Genomic DNA, 24,728 nt, shown 5'->3' on the forward strand with positions numbered 1-24,728 from the left:
ATGTCAACCGAACTACTTTCCCCACTGAATGATTCAGTGCTGTAGGGAGCAGGAAGCACCATGTTACCAAGAATTTCAAATCAACCTGATATCGATAGTGTTGTTACTCAATACCTTAATGATCTTGAAGAAAAGGGGTTTAGTGGCGACATCGAAATAGGCTATTCAAGCCGTCTCGCTGTTGCAACCGACAACAGTGTCTACCAACAACTGCCCCAAGCGGTTCTTTTTCCCAAAAATACCAGTGACGTTCAGTTAATTGGCTCACTTGGTAACGCCGAACAATACCAATCGGTCACCTTTTCTCCACGAGGTGGTGGCACGGGAACCAATGGTCAATCACTGACCAAAGGTTTGGTCGTCGATCTTTCTCGTTACATGAATCAAATGTTGGAAATTAACGGAAAAGAGGGGTGGGTTCGCGTTCAAACTGGCATTGTTAAAGACAAACTCAACGACCTGGTTAGGCCGTACGGATATTTTTTCTCTCCAGAGCTCTCTACTAGTAATCGTGCAACTTTAGGCGGCATGGTGAATACCGATGCATCGGGTCAAGGCTCATTGAAATACGGCAAAACATCGGATCATGTCCTTTCTTTACAGGCGATTTTCAGTGATGGCTCTATTCTAGAAAGTGATCTGTCTGCTGGGTTGCCAAAATCCAACACGCAAGCTGAAAGAGCATTAGAAGTTACCGAAGCGGTATGCCGAGATAATCGCGAAAAAATTGTCGCGAAATTTCCCAAGCTGAATCGATTCCTTACCGGCTACGACTTAAAAAATGCTATTGATGACGGCAACGATGAATTTAATTTAACGCGTGTTTTATGTGGTTCTGAGGGTTCATTGGCGTTTATCACGGAAGCCAAGCTCAATTTAACCCGTATACCGAAAGCTCGCACCTTGGTGAACATTAAATACTTGTCGTTTGACTCGGCGTTGCGTAATGCCCCGTTAATGGTAGAAGCCGACGCCTTGTCTGTTGAAACCATTGACTCTAAAGTTCTGAATTTAGCCAAGCAAGACATTGTGTGGAATACGGTCAGTGACCTGCTAACAGACGTACCCGGCAAAGAAATGTTGGGTATTAATATGGTGGAGTTTGCTGGTGAAGACGTTGCCTTAGTTGAAGAGCAGGTACAGTCTCTTACCAAAACCTTAGATGACATGATGGCGACGGAACAAGCTGACATCATTGGTTATCAAGTGTGCTCAGATTTAGCCAGTATTGGTCGAATCTATGGCATGCGTAAAAAAGCCGTGGGTTTATTAGGCGCGGCAAAGGGCAAAGCGAAGCCTGTCGCGTTTGCGGAAGATACTTGTGTGCCACCAGAAAACTTGGCTGACTTTATTGAAGAGTTCCGTCAGTTATTGGACGAGAAATCACTCAACTATGGCATGTTTGGTCACGTTGACGCTGGGGTTTTACACGTTCGCCCAGCGTTGGACTTATGCGATCCTGAACAAGAAATCTTGATGCAACAAATCTCCGATCAAGTGGTTGCGCTGGTGGCCAAATATGGCGGTTTGATGTGGGGGGAGCACGGGAAAGGCTTCCGTTCCGAGTATGGCCCAGCTTTTTTTGGTGAAGAGTTATTTACTGAGCTTCGTAGAGTTAAATCGGCTTTTGACCCATACAACAAAATGAATCCAGGCAAGATATGTACGCCACTGGAAAGTGATGCTGAGTTGGTTAAGGTGTCGGGTACCAAACGCGGCTATTACGACCGCCAAATCGACGTAGAAGTTCGAGACAGCTTTAGCCAAGCTATGGAATGTAATGGGAATGGCTTGTGTTTCAATTACGATGTGCATTCACCGATGTGTCCTTCGATGAAAGTGACCGCTGATCGCCGTCATTCTCCGAAAGGACGTGCTGGGTTAGTTCGAGAATGGTTACGCCAACTCACGGAAGAGGGCATTGATATTCTCGACTTGGAAAAGCAAACCCTGGCGGGAACCAATAGCGTTAGAACCCTGATTGAGCGTGTTCGTAATACGATTAATAAAAGGCACGAGTACGATTTCTCTCATGAAGTTCTCGATGCGATGAACGGCTGTTTAGCGTGTAAGGCCTGTGCGAGCCAATGCCCAATTAAAGTGGATGTGCCGAGTTTTCGTTCTCGCTTTCTAAATTTGTACTATTCACGCTACCAACGACCTGCCAAAGATTATTTGGTGGCCAATATTGAGACCATGTTGCCTCTGATGGCTAAAGCGCCAAGCCTCGTTAACTTTGCTCTTAAGCAGCCTTTGGTTAAATCACTGACGGCGAAAACCGTAGGCTATGTAGACGCCCCGTTATTAAGTGTGCCAACGCTAGCTAAGTCTCTGAAATCAAAACCCGATACTCAATTTGATTTGCAACAACTTAACCGATTGTCAGAAGACGAGCGGGCTAATCATGTGCTCATTGTACAAGACCCATTTACCAGCTATTACGATGCGAAAGTGGTCGAAGATTTTGTTAGTTTAGTGAGTAAGTTAGGATTACAGCCAATTGTGTTGCCGTTTAAACCCAACGGCAAAGCGCAACATATTAAAGGCTTTTTGAAGCAGTTTGCTCAGTCGGCCAATACTAGCGCTGAGTTTCTATCTATGCTGGCGGAAACCGGCATTCCTCTCGTAGGGGTTGATCCGGCATTAGTGCTTTGTTATCGGGATGAGTACAACGAGATTTTAGGCGCTGACCGTGGTGAGTTTGATGTGCTAACGGTGCATGAATGGCTAACGCCAAAGCTGTCTCAGTTTGATAAGAATCCAGCTAAAGATGACATCGCTTGGCAGTTGTTTGCCCACTGTACAGAAAAAACCAAATTGCCTAATGCGGAAAAGGAATGGACGGCCATCTTTGAGCACTTCGGCGCGACGCTTAAACCTGTCGCAGTAGGGTGTTGTGGTATGGCGGGTACGTTCGGGCATGAAATCGACAAGTTAGAAATGTCGAAAGACATCTACAAGCTGAGTTGGAAACCTCGACTAGAGGACACAAATCCAGATCATTGCTTGGTGACTGGCTATTCGTGCCGTAGCCAAGTTAAACGGTTTGAACATATCGCACCTAAGCATCCACTGCAGGCGTTGCTGCAATACGTTTAATTTGAGGTTTAGGTCTCTCGTCGGGTTAATGACCGACTAAAAGTTGCATTGTTACTCATAAAGCGCGCCAATAACGGCGCGTTTTTTGGGTCAAAATTTAACGTGGGTCAAAAAACACCCAAATTAATTTGAGTGATATTTGTACAATTCAACGTTTGAGCGCATCATGCGTGCCTATAACTCGAATAAAAAGACGTTGGCTTATGCAAGATAATCTATTTTCTTTTCCTTTACTCACGCACAGTGACTGTGAAGCCTTACTGCGGTTTGAAAAACGCAATCGGTTTTGGTTTGAGTCGAATATTAATGGCCGCCCTGAAGACTTTTATTGTTTAAAAGGAGTAAGTAGCCATATTCGCGAGTGTTTGCATCAATATCACGAGCTCACCATGTTGCCAACCCTGATTAAAAACAGCAAAGGCGATATTTTAGGGCGTGCCAACTTACATTCCATCGATTTAAGCCGTGGCGAAGCTTGGGTAGGATATCGTGTTGCTGAACAATGTGCTGGTCAAGGGCTAGCCTCGAAGGCCACAGAGCAGTTGATACGTTACGCCAGTAGCTTTAGTGGCTTAAAGTACCTAAAAGCATACGCATCGACACAGAACGTCGCATCTCAGCGTGTATTATTGAGAAATAACTTCAAAATGATTGGTAACGTTAACGACTTTACGGAAGTGAATGGGGCCATGATAGATTGCTACGAGTATCAGTTGGAGTTGCAGAAGCCCTTCAGTCAATGGTGTTGAGAGGGAGTGCTAAAAGCGAAGTACTAAAAGCGAAGTGCTAAGTAATAAAAAGTGAAAGATTAGGGTAGAAAGGGAGGACCTTTGGATCGATTGGAGTTGAAAGTTCCGCCGGTGGTTGTGTTTGTTTTGGCATTGGTGCTGATGTGGTGGAGTGTGGTTTCGTGGCCTAGTTTGGCTTTTGAGCTGCCATTGCGAACTGTTTTTGTGATGATTTGTGTGGCCAGTTCTGGTTATATTGGCATTGCGGGTGTGTTGGAATTTAGGCGCCATCAAACGACGGTTAACCCTCATACCCCGAATAATGCTTCTACCGTAGTCGATACGGGTATTTTTAAGTACACACGTAATCCGATGTATTTGGGGTTAGTGGTTTTACTTATTGGGGCTCTATTTTATTGGAGTAGCCTAGCACCGCTATGGGTGATTGTTGCTTTTATCGGCTATTTGAATCGCTTTCAGATCTCTGCGGAAGAGCGGATATTAAGTGAAAAGTACGGTTCGCAATATACAGACTACCTGACTAAAGTTAGGCGTTGGATATAGAGGCCTTCTTGTCCTGTATTTGGTTTGTTTTTATTATCGCTAGAGTATAACAACGAAAATTTAAGCATGAGATAGCGGATATAAAAAAGCCCAGCAATGAGTGCTGAGCTTAGATTTCTTGGTGTGTGAACTAGGTACTTATGCCGCTACAACTTCGGTTTGTAGGAAAGCTTCTTTGCGAGCATTAAAGCGTTCAACGAGATCGTCTACCGATTCTTTTTGAAAAGGTTTTAAGCCAGAAGCAACCATACGCTTAATTCCTTTACCTACAACGACGCCGTTGTCGATGAAGTTAAACTTCATGGTAACAAGGCCACGTTTACCGTCGATATCGAAGGTTGCACCTACGTAATCGACCGTTGGGCGAGATAAGTTAAGGTGCTCAAATTCTACTTCCATGCTCTCGTAAATCACTAAAGGCCGCTGGCAGTTGATCATCATCTGCTTGTCTTCCATTAGCGGTACCATGATGTGCGGGAAGTTCATGCCAGAGAATTCAACATACGCTTTTACGATGTGCTCGATAAACTCAGCATCGTGGCTGATTTCACCTTCATGATGCATGTGTAGGTATTCTTTACCTGACGCATCAACAAGTGCGCTCTCAGTCTGGCCTTTTTCTTCAACAGACAATGCAATTCCATCGTTTACCATGCCTGAAAAATCGAAACGCATTTTTTGGCTGATGCCTTCTTTCTTCAGTAGTACAGCAAACAAAAGGTCGCCAGGTACACAGAAGCGTTTGTTGTCTTCATCGTGGATTGGGTTGTAATCGCCCGCTACCTTTTTTGCAAAATGGCTTGCTTGCTGGCGAGTAAATTGAAACTGATTGTCTTGAGTTGAAAAATAAGATGCTAAGAACATAATTCACTGTTGATTACGGAAACTGGGCTGATTATATCTGACTATTGAGCTGAAATGGTCTAACCATTCATAAATAATTCACTTTGATCCATATAAAAGCCAAATTTATCCTCTGGATACCAATTGAAAATGGGCCTCAAGTGAGGCCCATAAAGGGTTTTGCGTACGGTATAGCTGCTATAAACCTAAAAGGAGCAAAGTGTATGCTCAGGAACTAAATGATTATGAACTGCCATTTTGATCAGAGAATTGGCTTTTTCGATGTCGGGAGCGAAGTAACGGTCTTTATCATAAAAGCTCACGCGTTCACGTAAGATTTGCTTTCCTTGCTCGATTCTAGGTGATGAGACGGCCGGAGAGCGAAAATCAAGCCCTTGCGCGGCTGACAGGTATTCGACAGCCAATATGCCTCGTGTATTTTCAGCCATATCGCGCAGGCGGCGACCCGCAAATGTTGCCATAGAAACATGATCCTCCTGATTGGCAGAAGTAGGCAAGCTATCAACCGATGCTGGGTGAGCAAGGCTTTTGTTTTCACTCGCCAGTGCCGCAGCGGTGACTTGCGCAATCATAAAGCCCGAGTTGACCCCGCCATTGTCGACCAAAAACGGCGGAAGTTTACTCAGCGCGCTGTCGATAAGCAGCGCCATACGTCTCTCCGATAAGCTGCCGATTTCAGCTATGGCCAGTGCTAAGTTGTCTGCGGCCATCGCGACAGGTTCAGCGTGGAAGTTACCGCCAGAAATAATGTCACCGTCGTCTGCAAAAACGAGTGGGTTATCCGACACGGAGTTGGCTTCAACTTCTAATATGTCGGCTGAATTGCGAATTTGTTGTAAACAAGCGCCCATGACTTGAGGCTGACAACGCAGCGAGTAAGGGTCTTGTACTTTTTCACAATTGGTATGTGACTCTCCCAATTCACTGGTGGAGTCCAATAGATGGCGGAATGCGGTGGCTGCATCCATTTGCGCTTGATGGCCGCGCACTTCATGAATGCGGGCATCAAATGGGCGGCGGCTACCCAGTGCGGCTTCAACTGACATCGCCCCACAAAGGGTTGCCGATGCAAACAGGTCTTCTGCTGCAAATAAACCTTCTAATGCAAATGCGGTGGAGGCTTGCGTACCATTTAATAAAGCAAGCCCTTCTTTCGGAGCCAGCGTGATGGGTTCAAGCCCTGCGATTTTTAGCGCTTCTAATCCGGAGATGATTTTTCCGTTATGTCGGGCTTCGCCTTCACCCAATAAAATGGTGCTCATATGGGCTAGGGGGGCTAAGTCTCCTGACGCACCAACGGAGCCTTTTTGTGGCACACAAGGGTAAACTTGAGAGTTAACCAGTTCGATTAATGCTTGAATGACTTCAAGGCGAATACCTGAAAAACCGCGAGCAAGGCTGTTGATTTTTAGCGTCATCATCAAGCGCACGGTTTCGTCATGCATGAGTTTGCCAATGCCTGCCGCGTGAGACAAAACAATACTGCGTTGCAGCTCTTCGAGATCGTCTGGCAAAATGCGTGTATTGGCTAACAGCCCAAAGCCGGTATTGATACCATAAACGACCCTGTCTTCTGCAATGACTTGTTCTACAACACGAGTGCTCGCTTCTATGCCAGGTATCGCACTGGCACTAAGAGATAAGTTAACCGGAGAACGGCTGATTTTGCGTAACTCGCTCAGGCTGATGTGGCCTGGGTTCAGTTCTAGATTTAACATGTTGTCGCTCTCCATTATAAGTTACGCAGTTCTTCATTGAGCATAGGTAAGTCGAGTTTTTGTTCTTTGGCGCACTGTTTAGCAATGTCGTAACCGGCATCAGCATGGCGCATTACTCCGGTTGCTGGGTCGTTATGCAGCACTCGGCCAATGCGCTCAGATGCATCATCACTGCCGTCACAACAAATCACCATTCCTGAGTGCTGAGAAAAGCCCATACCGACTCCGCCTCCGTGGTGTAAAGAAACCCAAGTTGCCCCGCCTGCGGTATTCAACATGGCATTGAGTAGTGGCCAATCGGATACGGCATCTGAACCATCCATCATGCCTTCTGTTTCTCTATTAGGGCTAGCAACGGAACCTGAATCTAGATGATCTCGGCCTATAACAACCGGCGCTTTTAATTCGCCATTTTTTACCATTTCGTTGAAGGCTTGTCCTAAACGTTCACGGTCTTTGAGCCCTACCCAGCAAATCCGAGCTGGCAAACCTTGAAATTGAATGCGTTCACGAGCCATATCTAACCAGTTATGCAGGGCAGGGTTATCTGGGATCAGCTCTTTTACTTTTTGATCGGTTTTGTAGATGTCTTCTGGGTCGCCAGACAGTGCCGCCCAACGGAATGGCCCAATGCCTTCACAAAATAGTGGCCTTATGTACGCAGGAACAAAGCCAGGGAAATCAAACGCGTTCTCTATGCCTTCTTCGAGCGCCATTTGGCGGATGTTGTTGCCGTAATCGAGTGTTGCCGCGCCTTTTTCTTGCAAAGCAAGCATGGCTTTCACTTGAACGGCCATGGATTGTTTAGCGGCTTTTACGACAGCGCTTTCATCTTCTAAGCGCATTTTTGCAGCATGATCCATGCTCCAGCCTTGAGGTAAGTAGCCGTTTAATGGGTCGTGTGCAGAAGTTTGGTCGGTAACGACATCCGGAGTGATCCCTCGCTCGACAAGCTCTGCGAAAACATCGGCTGAATTGCCTAGCAACCCAACAGAAACCGCTTCATCTGATTGTTTGATTATCTCTAGTGCTTCATCAAGGCTGGTGGCTTTTTTATCTACGTAGCCGGTACGCAGGCGATAATCGATACGTGATTCATCACATTCCACCGCCAGCATTGAAAACCCAGCCATGGTGCCAGCTAATGGTTGCGCGCCGCCCATACCGCCAAGGCCACCTGTTAAGATCCAACGATCTTTTGCTTGACCATCAAAGTGCTTTTTAGCGATGGATACGAAAGTTTCGTATGTGCCCTGAACAATGCCTTGTGAGCCGATGTAAATCCAACTGCCCGCCGTCATTTGGCCGTACATCATCAAGCCTTGTTTATCGAGTTCGTTGAAGTGCTCCCAGTTGGCCCAATGTGGCACCAAGTTTGAGTTGGCAATTAATACGCGAGGCGCGTTTTTGTGGGTAGGGTACACACCGACAGGTTTTCCCGACTGAACTAATAAGGTTTGATCGTCTTCCAAGCGCTCTAAAACTTCGACAATTTTGTCGTAACATTGCCAGTTACGCGCAGCGCGACCAATGCCGCCATACACCACGAGCGCATGTGGGTGTTCTGCAACATCGGGATCTAGGTTATTCATGAGCATACGAAGTGGCGCTTCAGTTAACCATGATTTAGCGCGTAAAGTCGTACCGTGTGGTGCCCGTACAGTACGGCTAGTGTCGAGTCTTGGATCGGTCATCTGTAAATCCTTTTTTGTGTTTAAGTGCTAAAAGCTAGGTGCTAAAAGCGAAGTTCTAAAAGCTAAAAGCTAAAAGCTAAAAGCTAAAAGCTAAGAGCTAAGTGTGAGGGTGACTACTTAGTATTTCGTACTTCGCTTTTAGTACTTTGCTCCGCTATATCCCAACACAGCCTTGCGGCGAGCTTGGCTGTGTGTCCGTCTATGTCGTAATCTGGGTTGTATTCAGCGATGTCAGCCAGTTTGAGTTTATTGCTGTGTGTTAGTACTTGTTCAAATAGCGGGTAGAAGTTATCTAAGCTGATGCCTCGGCCTGCGGGGGCGCTTACACCCGGAGCATTAGCGGCTGGAAACACATCCAAATCGATGGTGAGATAAATAACATCACACTGATCGATGAAGGAATTCAGCTTCGTTTGGTTTAGTGACAGGTTAGGGGCGGTTAGTTGGTCGTCTGTTACGTACCAAACGCCCAGTTCATCGGCTCTGTCGAATAATGCCTCGGTATTACTGGTTCGGCTTACGCCAAGGCATGCGTAGTGGAATGGCCAGCCCAACAGCTTGCAATGATCGGCAATTTGTTTAAATGGCGTGCCAGAGCTTGGCTTTATGCTGCTTTTTAGTGAGTCGTCTGTGGTTTGGTATAGCCTAAGATCAAAGTGTGCATCAAAATTAATGATGCCGATTTTAGGGGGCTTGACGTCAAGTTGGTTGGTGAGAGGCCGGTGTTGTAAGTATTTAGCAAGACCCATAAAAGAGCCATAAGCCACTTCATGGCCCCCACCTAAAACGATCACGGATGTATCGGTTAACGCATTGGCGATACGATCGGATAACGCTTGTTGTGCGAGTTCCAATTCGTCACCATCGCACACCACATTGCCTTCATCATAAATTGGCATGGTTGAATGCCACGCCATGTTCGCCAACATTTGACGAATGATGTCTGGGCCTTTTGCGGCTCCTATTCTGCCTTTGTTTCTAGCGACGCCGGCATCAGAACAAAATCCGATTAAACTGACGTTGGTATGGGAAGTCTCTTCTTGATTGGTCGAATTCTTACGATCCGCCGTTTTTACCACGTGATGAACTCGCCCCCCTTTAGTGCCATCTTCTAAATCGTTTCGACCTTCCCATCGGAAACTCGGGTTAGATGCTCTACTTGATTTAGTCATGACACAGCTCTCCATTAAGGATGCGGGTATTTAAGAGTGATGTGCCGACTTGATAGCTTAGATCAGCTGTATGTTGGGTATTCCAAACAGCGAGATCGGCATCAAATCCGACTTTTACTTGGCCCATAGATGCTTCAAATCCCAATGCTTTGGCTGCATGTGTGGTGACTGCGCGCAAATTCTCTTCAGGAGTGAGGCCAAATAGGGTGCTAGCCATGTTCATCATCAGCCTGAGATCGGCAAATGGCGATGTACCAGGATTAAGGTCGGTAGATAGCGCCATTGGCACTTTATACTGGCGCAACCATTTAACTGGTGGCTTTTGAGTTTCTCGTAGGAAATAAAATGCACCAGGAAGAAGAGTGGCTACCGTCCCTGATTGTGCAATGGCTTTAACACCATGTTCATCGATAAATTCAATATGGTCGACGGACAACGCACCGTATTCGGCCGCAAGAGCGCTGCCACCTAAGTTTGAAAGTTGTTCAGTGTGGCCTTTTATCTTCAGCCCATGTTGCTGTGCTGCTTGGAATACGCGCTGTGTTTGCACCAAATTAAAGCCAATGCCTTCGCAAAAAACATCTACTGAGTCTGCAAGTTGGTTTTCAGCCGCGGCAGGGATAATGGTTTGGCAGACTAAATCGATGTAGCTATCTGCATCTCCTGCGTACTCTGGTGGCAATGCGTGGGCAGCGAGTAGGGTGGTTGAAACCTTAATTCGACGATGCTGCTCCAGGTTTTTGGCTGCGCGTAACATTTTTAGCTCGTCTTCAAGAGTGAGCCCATAGCCAGATTTAATTTCAACTTGAGTCACGCCGCTGCGTATCAAACCTTCTAGCCTTGGCAAAGCAAGTTCTACTAATTGATCTTGCGTTGCTGCGCGTGTCGCTTTTACGGTAGAAAGTATGCCGCCACCGCGCTTGGCTATCTCTTGATAGGGCACGCCAGTTAAGCGCATCTCAAATTCGTCTGCTCGATTTCCGGCATAAATAAGGTGGGTATGGCAGTCAATTAGACCCGGTGTAATCAGTTTGCCTTTGCAATCAATATGCTGGTGGGTAGCATTTATCCACGCTGTTGATTGCATTTCATCGGTGCTGATGCCGGCTATTTTACCGTTTTGAATTGCAATACAACTGTTTTTGGTGACGGTGTAACCTAGGGCGTCATTTTCCATGGTTACCAAATTTGCGCCACTTAATACCAAATCCATCGAGTGCCTACTTGAGAGTATTTAAATGTATATACAAATAAGTAGGCTATTTGGACAATTGAGGCAAGTTGGATGTTACTGAGTTGTGATCGAATTCTTGTTTCACCTGATAAAATGGCTGGCTATAGCAGAATTTTAGAGCTGAGTTTGTAGCGAGAGGCTGGATGGTAGAGTTTAGCCACACTGATCAATTGATTACCGCTCCATGTGCGTCTATTGAGTAACAAACAGGGCTCGTTGTCTTTGAGTTTTAAGATGGTTTTTATGTTCGGCTCAGCTGGAATAGCTTCTACAGTATGCTCTATGGCGGATAAAGGGCAGTTGTTTGATAAATATTGGTTTGGCGTCTGTTTTGTGAAGTCTTGCTGTAAATAATTGGGTGCAAAAAGAGCATTAACCCAACGAATTTCCAATTGAATGGGTACACCATCTGCAAAATGGGTAATTTCGCTGTAGAAGACTCTGCTATCTAGCATGATGCCTAGTTGAGTAGCAATATGTTCGTTAGCTTGGACCGAGATATGTTGCAATATTTCGCTGTGGTATTGTTGCCCGCGTTGTTGGACTTCCTCCGCGATGTTACGGATATCAAGTAAAGGTGATTCTGCTTTTTCGTTCGGAGCACAAACGAAAGTGCCTCTTCTTGGCGTTCGTTCTACTTTGCCGTCGGTAACGAGATCTCTGATGGCTTTATTTACTGTCATTCGGCTGACTGAAAACTGTTCTGTTAACTCAAGTTCCGTAGGGATCTTCTGCCCAACAGGCCATTCTCCGGAAAGAATTTTTTGTTCGATGTGTTGTTTTATTTGAATATAGATAGGGGCAGACACGGGGACTTCTCTGTTAAAGTATTGACTATACAAATAATGGAATGCAATTCGCGTTGGCGCAACGGTAAACGTTGAAAATATGTTGAGGCTGTGATCAAAACGAACCAAATGACGGTTAGCGCTTGAAAACTGGCAGTAACACGAGTCAAATTAGGCGGAAGCTGGGCGAGAACTAATAATAGTAGAGAGTTGAATAATGCAGTATGCAAATAAGATAACGTTTTTTGAACGTTTTGAAGCCGACATTGTGGCTGGAAAGAAAGTCATCACGATTCGTGACGAGAGTGAAAATAACTATTTGGCAGGCAGTGTCGTTGATGTTGCTACCTACGAGGATGGTCGCCAGTTTTGCCAAATCAAAATTGAATCAGTAAAACCCATTTTGTTTGACAACCTTACCGAGTTTCATGCGCAACAAGAAAACATGACACTGACACAACTCAAGCAGGTGATCACCGAAATCTACCCTGGAGTGCAGCAACTCTACGTAATTAACTATCTATTAGTCATTTAACTATCTATTGGCTAAGAAAGCATCTATTCGTTTTTGCAATCCAAGGCTTAGATAGGGTAGAATTGCCCGTTCCCGATGACAGTCCGGTATTCGTATTACTGAGTGACCGTCGTTGAGGCCCATTTCAATACAACTAATGAACATGTGTCGCTACGTGTGCGACACCACTGTGAAGGATTTAAAATGCCTGTAATTACTCTTCCTGACGGCAGTCAGCGTCCATTCGACAACCCTGTTTCTACTCTAGATGTTGCCCTTTCTATCGGTCCTGGTCTTGCTAAAGCAACCATCGCTGGCCGTGTTGATGGTGTGCGCGTAGATGCTTGTGACTTAATTGAAAACGATGCAAGCCTAGAAATCATCACTGTAAAAGATGAAGACGGTTTAGAAATCGTTCGTCACTCTTGTGCTCACCTTCTTGGTCACGCGATCAAGCAGCTGTACCCTGATGCGAAAATGGCGATCGGTCCTACCATCGACAACGGCTTTTATTACGATATCGATTTAGAAGACTCTTTAACTGAAGAAGATGTTGCTAAAATTGAAAAGCGTATGAAAGAACTTGCGAAAACCAAGTACCAGGTTGTTAAAAAGAACGTAAGCTGGCAGGAAGCTCGTGATGCTTTTGAAGCACGCGGCGAAACTTACAAGATTGAAATCTTGGACGAAAACGTTTCTAAAGACGATCGCCCAGGTTTATACCACCATGAAGAATACATTGACATGTGTCGTGGACCTCACGTCCCGAACATGGGCTTTTGTCAGCACTTCACGCTATTAAACGTAGCAGGTGCCTACTGGCGTGGTAACAGTGACAACAAGATGCTTCAACGTATCTACGGCACTGCATTCCACGACAAGAAAGCACTTAAGGCGCACCTTACACGCCTAGAGGAAGCTGCAAAGCGTGACCACCGTAAAATTGGTAAGCACTTGGACTTGTTCCATATGCAGCAAGAAGCGCCGGGTATGGTGTTCTGGCACCACAATGGTTGGTCTATCTTCCGTGACCTAGAAGTATTCATTCGTCAAAAACTGACAGAATACGATTACCAAGAAGTAAAAGGCCCATTAATGATGGACCGTGTTCTTTGGGAACGTTCTGGTCACTGGGACAAATACGCAGAAGCGATGTTCACTACCTCTTCAGAGAACCGTGAATACGCCATTAAGCCAATGAACTGCCCAGGTCACGTTCAGATCTTTAACCAAGGTTTGAAATCTTACCGTGATTTGCCACTTCGTATGGCTGAGTTTGGTTCTTGTCACCGTAACGAGCCGTCTGGCGCACTACACGGCATTATGCGTGTACGTGGCTTTACTCAAGATGACGCACACGTATTCTGTACTGAAGAACAAGTACAGCAAGAAGTGAAGTCGTGCATCGAGATGGTTTACGATACATACCAAACGTTCGGTTTCGAAAACATTGTTGTTAAGCTGTCAACTCGTCCTGAAAAGCGTGTTGGTTCTGACGAAATGTGGGACCGTGCAGAGTCAGATCTAGAGACTGCGCTTAAGTCGATGGACATCGCTTATGAGATTCAAGAAGGCGAGGGTGCGTTTTACGGACCTAAGATTGAATTTACTTTGCATGATTGTTTGGACCGAGCTTGGCAATGTGGTACAGTGCAGCTCGATTTTGCATTACCAGAGCGTTTAGGTGCAACTTACGTAGGTGAAGATAACGAGCGTCATACGCCAGTTATGATCCATCGCGCGATTTTAGGTTCACTAGAGCGTTTCATTGGTATTCTAATTGAAGAATATGCAGGCTTCTTCCCAACATGGTTAGCTCCAGAGCAAGCTGTTGTAATGGGAATTACAGACAAACAAGCTGAATATGTTCAAGAAATTACGAAAAAACTGCAAAAAAGTGGAATTAGAGCCAAAGCGGACTTGAGAAATGAGAAGATTGGCTTTAAAATCCGCGAACATACTTTAAAGCGTGTACCGTATATGCTTGTTTGTGGCGACCAAGAAATGGAAGCTGGAGAAATAGCAGTACGTACTCGTAAGGGCAAAGACCTCGGCAAATTCAAAGTGGATGATTTTATTTCTTACATCCAAGCCGAAGTTTCAAGCCGTAAGCTCAATCTGGAGGAATAACCTATTAAAGGCGGAAGACGTGGCCAACAACCGGCCAAACAAAACCAGCACCGTTTAAACGGTGAAATTCGTGGCATTCGTGAAGTGCGTTTGACAGGCGCTGACGGTGAACCAGTTGGTGTAGTACCAATCAACGAAGCACTAGAAGCAGCTTTAGAAGCTGGTATGGATCTCGTAGAGATCAGCCCTAACGCCGAGCCACCAGTCTGTCGTGTGATGGACTACGGCAAGTTCCTCTTCGAGAAGAGCAAAGCTGCGAAAGAGCAGAAAAAGAAGCAAAAGCAGGTCCAGATTAAGGAAATAAAATTCCGTCCTGGGACTGATATTGGAGACTATCAGGTAAAACTACGCAACCTGACAGGTTTCCTAGAAGACGGCAACAAAGTGAAGGTAACAATTCGCTTCCGTGGCCGCGAAATGGCTCACCAAAACATCGGTGTTGACGTTCTTAATCGTTTGAAAGCGGATACTGAAGAATTTGCAGTAGTCGAATCTTTTCCAACGAGAATTGAAGGTCGCCAGATGATTATGGTGTTGGCCCCTAAAAAGAAGTAATTAACGGCCTGCAAGTAATTTAACCTTGCTGCTTTATGTGGCAGGGTTTCATTCGCCCTAATTACTATTGTTTAATCAACTCAACAATGCGGAGTTATTCATCATGCCTAAGATGAAAACCAACAAAGGTGCTGCTAAGCGTTTTAAGAAAACTGCTGGTGGTATTAAGTTCAAGCACGCTGGTAAACGTCACATCCTGACTAAGCGTACTACTAAGAACAAGCGTCAACTACGTCCTAACTCAATCCTTCCAAGATGTGAAGTGGCTGCAGTTATTCGTATGATGCCATACGCTTAATTCTTTTTAGTTATTTATAATCGTTTAGTTTAGGAGAAGCATAATGCCTCGCGTAAAACGTGGTGTACAAGCTCGTGCACGTCATAAGAAAGTTCTAAAACAAGCTAAAGGTTACTACGGAGCACGTTCACGTGTTTACCGCGTAGCTTTCCAAGCAGTTACCAAAGCTGGTCAATACGCTTACCGTGACCGTCGTAACAAGAAACGTCAATTCCGTCAACTTTGGATTGCACGTATCAATGCGGCATCTCGTCAAAATGGTATGTCTTACAGCCGTTTCATCAACGGTCTTAAGAAAGCATCTATCGAGATCGATCGTAAGATTCTTGCTGACATCGCAGTATTCGACAAGGCTGCATTCGCAGTTCTAGTTGAAAAAGCGAAAGCTTCTCTTTAATTAGAGATAGTTTAAGGATTATGAGAAGGAGAGCTTAGGCTCTCCTTTTTTTTGATCTTTAAAACGTTACGTAGCGAAGTCGCCCGCTTAAAGTGTGGATAGTGGGCTAAGCACGCCATTCGCTCCACGCTCTAATACATGAGTATAGATCTGTGTTGTTTTAACATCACTGTGCCCCAGCTGTTCCTGAACTGTTCGAATGTCGGCTCCACTTTCCAATAGATGTGTTGCAAATGAATGCCTAAGTGTGTGGCAAGTGACGTTCTTTTCAATCTTTGCGGCTTTCGCTGCTCGCTTCACTGCCCGCTGTAATGCGGTTTCATCTATGTGTTGGCGCCGAAGCATATCTGATTGAGGATCTACGCTTAACCGATGGGAGGGGAACAAGTAGTGCCAGCCGATTTCTTTAGGTGCCTCGGGGTATTTTTTATGCAGTGCATCTGGAAGCCATACCCCCGCATACCCCCCAGTTTGTATATCTTTATCGTAATATTGCTTAACGGTAAACTCTTGATGCTTCAGTAGGGGATAGAGTTCTTTTGCTAATGTCACTGTTCGATTTTTTCCTCCTTTGCCTTGCCAGATACGTATTGCTCCATAGTGGTAGTCAATGTCGTGTACTCTTAAGCGTATGCACTCCATTAATCTCAGGCCTGAACCATAAAGTAGCTGAGCCTGAAGCTGATATTTTGGTGGTATCTGTTGTAAGAGTGACCTAATTTCTGCTTTCGTTAAAACGACAGGAAGCTTGCGCTTGATATTTGAGCGACGAAATTTCATGTTTAAGGCAAGCGGCTTTTTAAGTATATCTTTGTATAAAAAATTCAGTGCATTTAAAGCGAGCGATTGTGTATTAGCAGAGACGAGCTTTTCATTAGCGAGGTGAGTGAGAAACGCTTCGACATGCTTCTCGCTTAAGTTTTTCGGGTGCTGCATTTTATTAAAGATTATGAAATTTCGCATCCACAAGGTGTAGGCTTCGATGGTTTTCTTCGCATAGCGGCTGGTATGCATTTGCTCACGAACATAGATCATAAATTGTGACTTCATATCCCCTCCAATTAACAGTGTTTAAATAGACAGTGGTGTAAGAATACACAGTTATATGGATTTAGAATGGAAAGAGCCGTATTTCGCGACAAGCTGCACAGGTAATTAGCTGATAATACGCTGTTTTACATAAATAAATGTGCTAATGTGCATATGCTATTGAAAACAGGATAGATGGCGGTAGCGTGGGTGTGAACCGGGCGGGAAGCGGTTTAAAGACTGTTATAAACAAGGAGAGTTCAGCGCTTGAAAATAGATACAGATAGATTAGGTATGGCTCAAATTACTGCCGAAGATTGGGAGTTATTTCAATCACTAAATCGAAACCCAGTAGTCATTAGTCTATGCTTTGATGAACCATCATCAGAAGAAATTAAGGCAAGTTTTGAATCTAGGCTACCAGTTTGGCATAAGACTTCTAAACATTGGTTGTGCTTGACCATAACCTTGAAAGATACGGGGGAGAAAATCGGTGTTACTGGTTTTCGTATACATGATGGTTCAGCTGAAGTTGGATTTCTCATTCAACCTACATATCACGGGTTGGGTTATGGAACAGAGTCTTTAAAAGCATTGCTAGAATGGGCATATCAAGAGCATGCTTTACAATCGTTTACTGCAGTTGTAACTGAGGGCAATATTGGTTCAGAGATAGTGCTAACTAAATGTGGCTTTACTCTGAAAGATGTTATCCCAAATGCCTATGAAATCGGTGGTAAATTGTACGCAGACCATATTTACCAATGCGAAAAAATTGTTTTATAACAAAGCATTTAAGACGGATTCACAACGCTCGGCATTTTTGGTTTACTTCCATTTCGGTGTTTACGGCATCATACTTTAAGTGTGGTGGTCTACGTTGCTCACCACTTAATGCGGCGTTATATGCTATCAAGATAATAAAGCAGTATCTCCCACTTTTTAGTACTATTATTGCTGTTTTTGGGCTCTTAATATTGAATAGGAATAAATGAATATGTCTAAAGAATTAGAATTGGCAAAGTACTATTTTGACTTGTCTAATACGAGTGATTTTACAGCAATTTCAACATTATTTGACGAGAAATCAACGCTTTGTACACGCAACTTAGATTACTTTATTGGTGTTAAAAATATCATGCTGATGCAAAAGGCGCATCATGGCTCTTATCAAAAACTCCACTGGGAAGTTACAACTGTTGAAGAAGTAAAGTCGGGTGTAATACGTTTTGAGTTTGATTTTTCTGGTTTGAATAAGGCAAATGAATTAATTCAGTTTTCAGGTATAGAGTATGTCGTAATTCGTGATGGGGTAATTAGACATATCGATATCAGAAGTGCTTAGATAATCCATCGCAAACGCATATAACAAAGCATTTAAGAGGGATTCTCAACGCTTGGCATTTTTGCATCTACTTCAAATTTAGTGTTTTCGGTACAATACTTTAGGTTGGGTGGAGGCGTTGTTCACCCCTTAATGCGGCGTTAGCTATTTAGAGGTACTAATGAGTGTTACAGGTAGTTGTTTGTGTGGTGGTGTTTCAATTGAAATCACTGGACCTATAAAGCACGTAATTTATTGTCACTGTAGTATATGCCGTAAGAGTCACGGCACGGCATTTGCGTCTTTTGGTTTGGTATCAGAAAGTCACTTCAAATTAATCGGTGAAAATATGATTCAGAGATTTCTATCTTCACCAAAAGTAATACGTAGCTTTTGCAGTGTTTGTGGCTCAAATATCGAGTGGTCGGATCAAAGCGAATATAACGAAGGTTATCGGTCTTTCGCTCTAGGTTTACTTGATAGTGACTTCAAGCCTGAGAGTGAAGAGCACATATTTGAATGCAGTGCACCAAAATGGGGTCAAAACCGTAATCGTTCGGAAGATCATAGCTAACAAATTGTTCAACTGGATTCCAAAACGCTTGGCAATTTTGTAATGGTCAACTTTTGTGATTAAGGTGGTCACACTAGGTTTGGTGGCATTGTTTTGTCACTAGTTAACAAGGCGTTAGATTTTTTGAGGAAACAATGGACAATATTTTAAGTAAAAAACACTACAGGCGCTCTTTTTTCACTGTAGTGACTTTAGTCTTAGTACTAGCCTTTTTCGTTAGGTTTATCGGCGTCCCACACTTTGACCCAAATGCAAAAGTCGACCTTACGACATTTACAGTATCTATTTTGGATACTTTAACGGTTTCACTATTAATTACAGTCTTCATCGGTAGCTTTGTTTTCTGGCTTACGCCAGAAATTATCAAAAAATCGACAATGGACGTAATTGAGCCTAAAGAAATTAACCCTCTATTTAAGAAGGCGGCTGCGGACACAAAGACCTGGATCATTAAAGGTGCATGTGGAAGATATACGAGAGCAGTTACAATCCCTTCATTAGCACAATCTGCAAAGCATGAAGGTATAGGTCGAGATATTCGAATTATCATGTTGGACCCAGCTGAAATGGATACTTGTGCAGAGTATGCAAACTATAGACGCAGTTTGAAGTCTGCTTCTACTAGGGGACCTTGGACCAAGGAAAAAGTGCAAGAAGAGGTTATTGCTACTGTTTTAACTGCATTGCAGTTCAAATATAAAGAGCCGTTACTAACAATAAATATTCATCTAGCATCTACGTTCTCAACGTTTAGGCTTGATATATCAGATTCATATGTAATTGTCACAAAAGAGGATAAAGAAGCTGCAGGTTTACGCGCAGATGCGGGTACTTATTTTTATAATTCATATAAAGATGAGACTCGATTAGTTGAACGACAGTCTAAGAAAGTTCAATTTAATCGACCTATTGAGATTAACAAAAACACTTCAGAAGATGATCTTAAGAGGTTAATTATTGATGTGGGTTTATTAAACGAAAAAGAAATTGAACTAGTAAGTTTAGAGAATATTTTGAGCTTTATAAATGATCCTAAGGAACCATATAGCAAATGAAAGAATACTTTGGGAGCATCTCATCAGTAGTTTCTGCCTGTAATCGTGGACAAATTAACGCAAAGCAACTTTGTGAGTTTGTCATTAATGAAGGTATAAGCTTTTCTTGGCATCCTTTGGGTTTCATGATGGCAACATTGTTAGATGAAGGCAGCGAAAAAATCCGACTGCATCTATGGACAAATACTTTTGACAAAGCGCAAAAACCCACATGGTTGGTACATGATCACAAGTTTGATTTAACTAGTTGGGTGCTCAGTGGTTCAATTAAGAATATTGAATACAAAGATCTAGCGTTGCTAGAAACTCACCAACTTTATAGCGTAAGTTATAATTCCTCAGGTTCACTGCTTACGAAACTAGATCAAGGGTACAGTTTAGCTGTAGATAAGACGCAAGAAGTAAATGAAGGGGAAGCATATAGAATTAGTGCAGGTACTTTCCATCAATCACTATCTCTCAGTTCCAGAACTACAGTTACTGTGTGTCATACAGTCGACAAAAAGAATACCCCTCCTTTAGTTATTGGCGACATAGATGGTGTGGAGCAATATCATTACCAAAGGTCTCCAGTCCATATTGGTGAGTTGCAGGTGGTATTAGAACAAATCTAACAAGCAATTCAAGAGGGATTCACAACGCTTGGCACTTTTGCTTCTACTTCAAATTTATTGTTTATGGCACAATGCTTTAGGCTTGGATGGAGGCGTTGTTCACCCCTTAATTGGGCGTTATACAACAAGAGGTAGTACGGTGAAAACTCCAAACTTATTTAGTTTCGCAACAAGTGAACTTTCACAAGATGCTTTCATCTGTTGGTTCCTAAGTTGGGCGGATCCAGCATATGAACAGTCAGACTCTAGTTTGCATAAATGTTCGATTGAGTTCCTTCGTGAAATTTTCAAAAAGCACTCGCTTGTAGCTCCAGTAAATATATCGAAAATTGAAGTCACAAAGCAGGATAAAAATATAGATGTCTTGTGCGTAATTAATGAGCAGTATGCAATCCTTATTGAGGATAAAACTTGGAGTAAACAACATTCTGATCAACTTAATCGCTACAAGTCTGAGATTAAGTCCCGCGGATATACCGAAGATAATATATTGCCAATTTACTACAAAACTGAAGAGCAAAGTGATTTATCTGAGGTTCTAAAAAATGGATATGCCCCTGTGTTGAGGTTAGATATTCTCGCAGTTCTTACTCAATACAAGGGAACAAATGAAGTTTTATTAAACTATCGTGAATATTTGGAAGGTCGACAGCAGCGTATCGAAAGTTTTAAGACATTACCAATCAAAGATTGGCACTGGGATAGTTGGATTGGTTTTTATCAATATCTACAAACGAAACTACAAAACGGCAATTGGGATTATGTCGCAAACCCTAGTGGTGGTTTTCTAGGCTTTTGGTGGTCTTGGAACTTTGATAAAGACTGTGACCATTACCTACAACTTGAACTAGAAAAGTTGTGTTTTAAAATTTGGGTCGGTGATAACTGGGATAAACGTAAAACTCGTAATTATTGGCATCAGCTAATCACTGATTGTGCTGCCAATTTAGGAACTGCTCTAACAGTTAGCAAGCCTCCTCGTTTCGGTAATGGTAGCTTTATGACGGTATGTATAGCGTCTAACGAGTACCGTATTACTGATGAGTATGGTGTAATTGATTTAGTGAAAACAATAAACATGCTCAAAGACGCTGAAAAAATCATCGAACATGCAAGTTTGTTGTATAACAAACGACTATGGCGTCAATAGTTAATTTTTGGCGCTGTTTTCATCCCATAGAACACCATCTCTGAGCATTGAATTTAAGATCACAACCATCTTGCGCACGCATGCAATAATAGCGACTTTCTTTGGTTTACCAGCGTCTAAAAGTCGCTGATATGTCGCTTTAAAAACAGGATTACATTGCATGGCTGACATCATTGCCATATATAACACAGTGCGTACTTGCGCTCGACCTCCTTGGATCACGCGCTTACCTTTGTAGCGCCCACTTTCGCGTGTTATTGGAGCGACACCAATCAGTGATGCTGCCTGTTTATTCGTGATGTAACCGAGTTCAGGTACGTTGCTAATTATTGATGCAGCGGCAATGTTTCCTATTCCTGGGACGCTTTGCAATATTGTGTTTTTAGCTTGGTATTCAGGGCTATCTTCAATGAGTTTAACGAGCTTTTCTTCTAACTTGGTGATTTGATTTTTTATCGTGGTTAGCATTGGTTTTATAGTCGGATGGAGAGAGGCGGGAAGTATCTGGATTCGGTTCTTTTCCATGGTTTGCATAGATAACAACTGGTTTCGGCGAATGACTAAGTCACTCATTAGGCGTATGTTTTTTGGCTTTATGACAGTAAGGGGAGGTTTGATTGCTTCTCCATAGTGAGCGATCAACTCTGCATCTAAACGATCATTTTTGGCTCTGCGGCCAATAGCACCAGCGAATCGTTTTATGTGGACAGGGTTTGCTCTGACAATAGGTAGTTGAGCCTCTGCACATGCAAGAACAAAAGGCATTTCTAATCGGCCTGTTGCTTCAATAACGATGCGTTCAGGACTATGACTCTTAATTATTTTGAGTGCTTTTTTGATGCCTTTATCATTGTTCTCTACTGAGAAAAATAGATCTAGTGGCCTGATGTGGATGTCTAATTGTGTTTTGCCGGTATCAACTCCAACGTTGATGCTTTGATTGATTTTGGTATTCATAATAAGCTAACTCTTGCTTGCGAAATGCGGGTTCGAGACCCAGTCGACTATTCGAGGTTTGTGCTTGGAGTCCTATGTGGCGTTCATGTTTGTTATCGGTCTCTCGACAGAGGAGCCAGCATTTAAACGAACTACCACATAGAAAGCTTTAGTTGCTGCTAAAGCCTGAGTCTCACATTACCCTAATTGAGTGATTATTATCCATACAAGCGTTTAAGACGGATTCCCAACGCTTGGCGTTTTCGGCTTACTTCAGTTTAAGTGTTTATGTCACAATGGTTTAGGTAAGGTGGTTGGCGTTGCTCACCACTTAACGCGGCGTTATATCTCAAAGGAGTAAGTTTGAAGTATCTTCTATTAATCGGATTTCTAATTATTCCTTGCGTAGGAGTGGCTGTGACTCGAACAGATCAATTGCAATGCCAGCAATTACACAAGTCAAAACACCCTTACGTTGCTAAGTCACTAGGTGTTGCTGGTAATACATCCCCGCTCGTAATGTGCTCTATAGGAACTGCTAAGATTTGGTCTTCACCTAATATTACTAAACAGGTTATCGAAACAGGTGGTAATCTCATCATTATTAATGGTGAAGCAATTCATGTATCCGATGCGAATCAACATGTACTGACAGTCACAACTCGAAATGATACTTTTAACTCAGTCTCATATTCCTGTGTGGATAGTTCATGCCAATCCGTAACTGATTACAACTCAGATGGCGTGATTGATTTTCGTGTCTCCAAAGATCGAATTGGATTAGTAGAGCTAAAGGTTGATGGTAATTGGTTTGTAAAGACGAGCTCTGCACCTGATTTACGAGTCCAAGACGGGAACATTGAAAAGGCGGTGTTACTTACAGACACTGGCTTTACATTTGTAAGGTAGAGATATAACAAATTGCTCAAGCAGACAGCTAACGTGTGGCATTTTTGGTTCGGTCTAGTTTAGTGTTTACGGTGGCTTTGCTTGAGTGTCGTAGTGTTAGCTGCTACTTAGCAAAGCGTTAGTTTGCGATAGGAATGTGTTCTATCTTAAGAGCTTAGGTCTTCGTTCTAGCTATTCACCTGTCAGTTTATCGCTATCAACGTTCTTTCCGGTGGCACTGAAATAGTTGTGACTTCGGTTGGTTCACCGCTTACTGGTGCTATCACTTTTTCGGTGTTCATTTGCGCGGTTTCTTCTGTGCTTGAACTCGGCCATCAAAAGGAAGTCGGCGCATTCGGTTGTCGGCTTCATCGCTTGTATCCTCTGCCAGTTTTGGCAAAGCAAAGTGTTTAGCATTTGCAAATGTTGCTTCGTTGCCAAGTGCATTTTGTTGTCTATGCTTGAGTTTCGTTCTATCCATTTTACTTCGGCGTTCAAACCCAGTAGATTTGTAACCAATTCAGCATCTTGCCGCCAAACATTGGCTTCATCGTGCAGGCAAACTAACAAGATGCTCAAGCAGACAGCTAACGTGTGGCATTTTTGGTTCGGTCTAGTTTAGTGTTTACGGTGGCTTTGCTTGAGTGTCGTGGTGTTAGCTGCTACTTAGCAAAGCGTTAGTTTGCTGCAAAGAATAAGGAAGTATTGTGGAACAAATGAGAGTAAACATTAGGCCAGCGAACGAAAATGAGCTGGAATTGATTCATGGTCTGGTTATCTCAAATGACGAATGGACGAAGTATAATGGCCCTTACTTTCCATATTCACACCCAACATTAGAGCAGTTTAAAAACTCTTCATTTCAGCATCTATTAATAGGCTCAGAGATACAACTAATCACTGTTGACGACGTTCCCGTGGGCACAGTGAGTTGCTATTGGGAATGCGAAGAAACTCGTTGGCTTGAAGCTGGTATAGTCATTTACGATAAAGAGTATTGGGGTAAAAGTATTGCTGCTTTGGCTATTCCTTTTTGGGTCTCGTACTTATTCGAAAATAAAGAAATTGAAAGGGTTGGTTTAACCACTTGGTCTGGTAATCCTCGAATGATGTCTTTGGCTTTGAAGCTGGGCTTTCAGCAAGAAGCTAGGCTAAGAAAGGTTCGTTACTACAAAGGTGAGTATTATGATTCCGTGAAATATGGGGTGTTACGGTCGGAGTGGTCAGAACGCAACTAACAAGCGCTTCAAGCTGATTTGCAACGCGTGGCATTTTTGGTTCAAATTGGTTTAGTGTTTACGGTGCCATGCAGTAAATTCGGTTTCGTTGCTCACAACTTAAGCGAGCGCTGACGGATCCCCTCATAATTCCCCCAGTCCTGAATTGTGTGTCAGTCTTTGATA

General features: G+C 43.5%; 25 protein-coding genes. 16 read left to right on the forward strand and 9 right to left on the reverse strand.

Annotation, left to right across the window (positions count from 1 at the left end; all coding sequences use genetic code 11):
- The first annotated feature begins 60 nt into the window (after positions 1–60).
- From ydiJ to QWZ04_RS06480, 3 genes are all read left to right on the forward strand, one after another.
- Positions 61–3,099, forward strand: a complete 3,039-nt coding sequence (gene ydiJ / locus QWZ04_RS06470) for a D-2-hydroxyglutarate dehydrogenase YdiJ (RefSeq protein ID WP_290326157.1) — start codon at positions 61–63, stop codon at positions 3,097–3,099.
- Positions 3,100–3,302: 203 nt separating this feature from the next.
- Entirely contained in the window at positions 3,303–3,848 is a 546-nt protein-coding gene (locus QWZ04_RS06475) for a GNAT family N-acetyltransferase (RefSeq protein ID WP_290326159.1), read from the forward strand.
- Between the two features lie 81 nt (positions 3,849–3,929).
- Positions 3,930–4,391 (forward strand): methyltransferase family protein, encoded by a 462-nt coding sequence (locus QWZ04_RS06480; protein ID WP_290326161.1) that lies wholly within the window; start codon positions 3,930–3,932, stop codon positions 4,389–4,391.
- Positions 4,392–4,529: 138 nt separating this feature from the next.
- Here the strand turns inward: QWZ04_RS06480 and QWZ04_RS06485 are convergent, their stop codons facing one another.
- From QWZ04_RS06485 to hutC, 6 genes are all read right to left on the reverse strand, one after another.
- The gene (locus QWZ04_RS06485; protein WP_290326162.1) at positions 4,530–5,255 is read right to left on the reverse strand and encodes a DUF3581 domain-containing protein; all 726 of its coding nucleotides are present in this window, start codon (positions 5,253–5,255) and stop codon (positions 4,530–4,532) included.
- Between the two features lie 185 nt (positions 5,256–5,440).
- Complete coding sequence (gene hutH, locus QWZ04_RS06490; protein WP_290326165.1) at positions 5,441–6,973, reverse strand: histidine ammonia-lyase; 1,533 nt, start codon at positions 6,971–6,973, stop codon at positions 5,441–5,443.
- Positions 6,974–6,987: 14 nt separating this feature from the next.
- A complete protein-coding gene (gene hutU / locus QWZ04_RS06495) occupies positions 6,988–8,667 on the reverse strand; it encodes a urocanate hydratase (RefSeq protein WP_290326167.1) in 1,680 nt (559 codons plus the stop codon).
- 113 nt (positions 8,668–8,780) lie between these two features.
- Positions 8,781–9,839, reverse strand: a complete 1,059-nt coding sequence (hutG, locus tag QWZ04_RS06500; RefSeq protein WP_290326169.1) for a formimidoylglutamase — start codon at positions 9,837–9,839, stop codon at positions 8,781–8,783.
- A complete protein-coding gene (gene hutI, locus QWZ04_RS06505; protein WP_290326171.1) occupies positions 9,832–11,052 on the reverse strand; it encodes an imidazolonepropionase in 1,221 nt (406 codons plus the stop codon). Before hutI ends, hutG begins: the two co-directional genes overlap by 8 nt.
- 122 nt (positions 11,053–11,174) lie before the next feature.
- A complete protein-coding gene (gene hutC, locus QWZ04_RS06510; protein WP_290326173.1) occupies positions 11,175–11,882 on the reverse strand; it encodes a histidine utilization transcriptional repressor HutC in 708 nt (235 codons plus the stop codon).
- A 196-nt stretch (positions 11,883–12,078) separates the two neighbouring features.
- On the opposite strand from hutC, the gene yqfB reads away from it, so the two are divergent.
- The 5 genes from yqfB to rplT all read left to right on the forward strand — a co-directional run bounded on the left by yqfB (position 12,079) and on the right by rplT (position 15,755).
- Positions 12,079–12,396 (forward strand): N(4)-acetylcytidine aminohydrolase, encoded by a 318-nt coding sequence (yqfB, locus tag QWZ04_RS06515; protein ID WP_290326175.1) that lies wholly within the window; start codon positions 12,079–12,081, stop codon positions 12,394–12,396.
- A 183-nt stretch (positions 12,397–12,579) separates the two neighbouring features.
- Positions 12,580–14,505 (forward strand): threonine--tRNA ligase, encoded by a 1,926-nt coding sequence (thrS, locus tag QWZ04_RS06520; RefSeq protein ID WP_290326177.1) that lies wholly within the window; start codon positions 12,580–12,582, stop codon positions 14,503–14,505.
- 3 nt (positions 14,506–14,508) lie between these two features.
- Positions 14,509–15,060 carry a translation initiation factor IF-3 gene (gene infC / locus QWZ04_RS06525; protein WP_102521309.1) on the forward strand — a complete coding sequence of 184 codons (552 nt, stop codon included), beginning with the start codon at positions 14,509–14,511 and terminating at the stop codon, positions 15,058–15,060.
- Between the two features lie 103 nt (positions 15,061–15,163).
- Positions 15,164–15,358 (forward strand): 50S ribosomal protein L35, encoded by a 195-nt coding sequence (gene rpmI, locus QWZ04_RS06530; RefSeq protein ID WP_290326179.1) that lies wholly within the window; start codon positions 15,164–15,166, stop codon positions 15,356–15,358.
- Positions 15,359–15,401: 43 nt separating this feature from the next.
- Positions 15,402–15,755, forward strand: a complete 354-nt coding sequence (gene rplT / locus QWZ04_RS06535; protein WP_102521310.1) for a 50S ribosomal protein L20 — start codon at positions 15,402–15,404, stop codon at positions 15,753–15,755.
- Positions 15,756–15,842: 87 nt separating this feature from the next.
- Here rplT and QWZ04_RS06540 read toward each other — a convergent pair whose 3' ends face one another.
- A complete protein-coding gene (locus QWZ04_RS06540; protein ID WP_290326181.1) occupies positions 15,843–16,805 on the reverse strand; it encodes an integron integrase in 963 nt (320 codons plus the stop codon).
- 273 nt (positions 16,806–17,078) lie between these two features.
- On the opposite strand from QWZ04_RS06540, the gene QWZ04_RS06545 reads away from it, so the two are divergent.
- The 6 genes from QWZ04_RS06545 to QWZ04_RS06570 all read left to right on the forward strand — a co-directional run bounded on the left by QWZ04_RS06545 (position 17,079) and on the right by QWZ04_RS06570 (position 21,501).
- Positions 17,079–17,570: a GNAT family N-acetyltransferase gene (locus QWZ04_RS06545; RefSeq protein WP_290326223.1), complete on the forward strand. Its 492-nt coding sequence runs from the start codon at positions 17,079–17,081 to the stop codon at positions 17,568–17,570.
- Positions 17,571–17,781: 211 nt separating this feature from the next.
- Positions 17,782–18,129, forward strand: coding sequence for a hypothetical protein (locus tag QWZ04_RS06550; RefSeq protein ID WP_290326183.1), 348 nt, complete (start codon positions 17,782–17,784; stop codon positions 18,127–18,129).
- A 160-nt stretch (positions 18,130–18,289) separates the two neighbouring features.
- The gene (locus QWZ04_RS06555; RefSeq protein WP_290326185.1) at positions 18,290–18,682 is read left to right on the forward strand and encodes a GFA family protein; all 393 of its coding nucleotides are present in this window, start codon (positions 18,290–18,292) and stop codon (positions 18,680–18,682) included.
- 134 nt (positions 18,683–18,816) lie between these two features.
- Positions 18,817–19,737 (forward strand): hypothetical protein, encoded by a 921-nt coding sequence (locus tag QWZ04_RS06560; protein WP_290326186.1) that lies wholly within the window; start codon positions 18,817–18,819, stop codon positions 19,735–19,737.
- On the forward strand, positions 19,734–20,351 hold the full coding sequence (locus tag QWZ04_RS06565) for a hypothetical protein (protein ID WP_290326188.1): 618 nt from the start codon (positions 19,734–19,736) through the stop codon (positions 20,349–20,351). The genes QWZ04_RS06560 and QWZ04_RS06565 overlap by 4 nt, the downstream gene beginning before the upstream one ends.
- A gap of 28 nt (positions 20,352–20,379) precedes the next feature.
- A complete protein-coding gene (locus QWZ04_RS06570; RefSeq protein WP_290326190.1) occupies positions 20,380–21,501 on the forward strand; it encodes a PD-(D/E)XK nuclease family protein in 1,122 nt (373 codons plus the stop codon).
- Here the strand turns inward: QWZ04_RS06570 and QWZ04_RS06575 are convergent, their stop codons facing one another.
- Complete coding sequence (locus QWZ04_RS06575) at positions 21,502–22,458, reverse strand: IS110 family RNA-guided transposase (RefSeq protein WP_290326192.1); 957 nt, start codon at positions 22,456–22,458, stop codon at positions 21,502–21,504.
- A 396-nt stretch (positions 22,459–22,854) separates the two neighbouring features.
- On the opposite strand from QWZ04_RS06575, the gene QWZ04_RS06580 reads away from it, so the two are divergent.
- The gene (locus tag QWZ04_RS06580) at positions 22,855–23,346 is read left to right on the forward strand and encodes a hypothetical protein (protein ID WP_290326193.1); all 492 of its coding nucleotides are present in this window, start codon (positions 22,855–22,857) and stop codon (positions 23,344–23,346) included.
- A gap of 277 nt (positions 23,347–23,623) precedes the next feature.
- Here the strand turns inward: QWZ04_RS06580 and QWZ04_RS06585 are convergent, their stop codons facing one another.
- Positions 23,624–23,806: a hypothetical protein gene (locus QWZ04_RS06585; protein ID WP_290326195.1), complete on the reverse strand. Its 183-nt coding sequence runs from the start codon at positions 23,804–23,806 to the stop codon at positions 23,624–23,626.
- Positions 23,807–24,041: 235 nt separating this feature from the next.
- On the opposite strand from QWZ04_RS06585, the gene QWZ04_RS06590 reads away from it, so the two are divergent.
- Entirely contained in the window at positions 24,042–24,563 is a 522-nt protein-coding gene (locus QWZ04_RS06590; protein WP_290326225.1) for a GNAT family N-acetyltransferase, read from the forward strand.
- Positions 24,564–24,728 lie beyond the last annotated feature (165 nt).

Origin of the sequence: Vibrio tapetis subsp. quintayensis (assembly GCF_030409945.1) — a bacterium.
GTDB classification, from domain to species: Bacteria; Pseudomonadota; Gammaproteobacteria; order Enterobacterales; family Vibrionaceae; genus Vibrio; species Vibrio quintayensis.

Bases quoted from the DNA above. Each gene is read 5' to 3' on its own strand.
- QWZ04_RS06575 (WP_290326192.1), bottom strand. From the start codon at position 22,458: ATGAATACCAAAATCAATCAAAGCATCAACGTTGGAGTTGATACCGGC.
- QWZ04_RS06485 (WP_290326162.1), bottom strand. From the start codon at position 5,255: ATGTTCTTAGCATCTTATTTTTCAACTCAAGACAATCAGTTTCAATTT.
- ydiJ (WP_290326157.1), top strand. From the start codon at position 61: ATGTTACCAAGAATTTCAAATCAACCTGATATCGATAGTGTTGTTACT.
- rpmI (WP_290326179.1), top strand. From the start codon at position 15,164: ATGCCTAAGATGAAAACCAACAAAGGTGCTGCTAAGCGTTTTAAGAAA.
- QWZ04_RS06540 (WP_290326181.1), bottom strand. From the start codon at position 16,805: ATGAAGTCACAATTTATGATCTATGTTCGTGAGCAAATGCATACCAGC.
- thrS (WP_290326177.1), top strand. From the start codon at position 12,580: ATGCCTGTAATTACTCTTCCTGACGGCAGTCAGCGTCCATTCGACAAC.
- hutI (WP_290326171.1), bottom strand. From the start codon at position 11,052: ATGGATTTGGTATTAAGTGGCGCAAATTTGGTAACCATGGAAAATGAC.
- QWZ04_RS06585 (WP_290326195.1), bottom strand. From the start codon at position 23,806: ATGGATAGAACGAAACTCAAGCATAGACAACAAAATGCACTTGGCAAC.
- yqfB (WP_290326175.1), top strand. From the start codon at position 12,079: ATGCAGTATGCAAATAAGATAACGTTTTTTGAACGTTTTGAAGCCGAC.
- QWZ04_RS06560 (WP_290326186.1), top strand. From the start codon at position 18,817: ATGGACAATATTTTAAGTAAAAAACACTACAGGCGCTCTTTTTTCACT.
- QWZ04_RS06590 (WP_290326225.1), top strand. From the start codon at position 24,042: ATGAGAGTAAACATTAGGCCAGCGAACGAAAATGAGCTGGAATTGATT.
- QWZ04_RS06545 (WP_290326223.1), top strand. From the start codon at position 17,079: ATGGCTCAAATTACTGCCGAAGATTGGGAGTTATTTCAATCACTAAAT.
- hutG (WP_290326169.1), bottom strand. From the start codon at position 9,839: ATGACTAAATCAAGTAGAGCATCTAACCCGAGTTTCCGATGGGAAGGT.
- QWZ04_RS06475 (WP_290326159.1), top strand. From the start codon at position 3,303: ATGCAAGATAATCTATTTTCTTTTCCTTTACTCACGCACAGTGACTGT.
- QWZ04_RS06550 (WP_290326183.1), top strand. From the start codon at position 17,782: ATGTCTAAAGAATTAGAATTGGCAAAGTACTATTTTGACTTGTCTAAT.
- QWZ04_RS06555 (WP_290326185.1), top strand. From the start codon at position 18,290: ATGAGTGTTACAGGTAGTTGTTTGTGTGGTGGTGTTTCAATTGAAATC.
- hutH (WP_290326165.1), bottom strand. From the start codon at position 6,973: ATGTTAAATCTAGAACTGAACCCAGGCCACATCAGCCTGAGCGAGTTA.
- hutU (WP_290326167.1), bottom strand. From the start codon at position 8,667: ATGACCGATCCAAGACTCGACACTAGCCGTACTGTACGGGCACCACAC.
- rplT (WP_102521310.1), top strand. From the start codon at position 15,402: ATGCCTCGCGTAAAACGTGGTGTACAAGCTCGTGCACGTCATAAGAAA.
- QWZ04_RS06565 (WP_290326188.1), top strand. From the start codon at position 19,734: ATGAAAGAATACTTTGGGAGCATCTCATCAGTAGTTTCTGCCTGTAAT.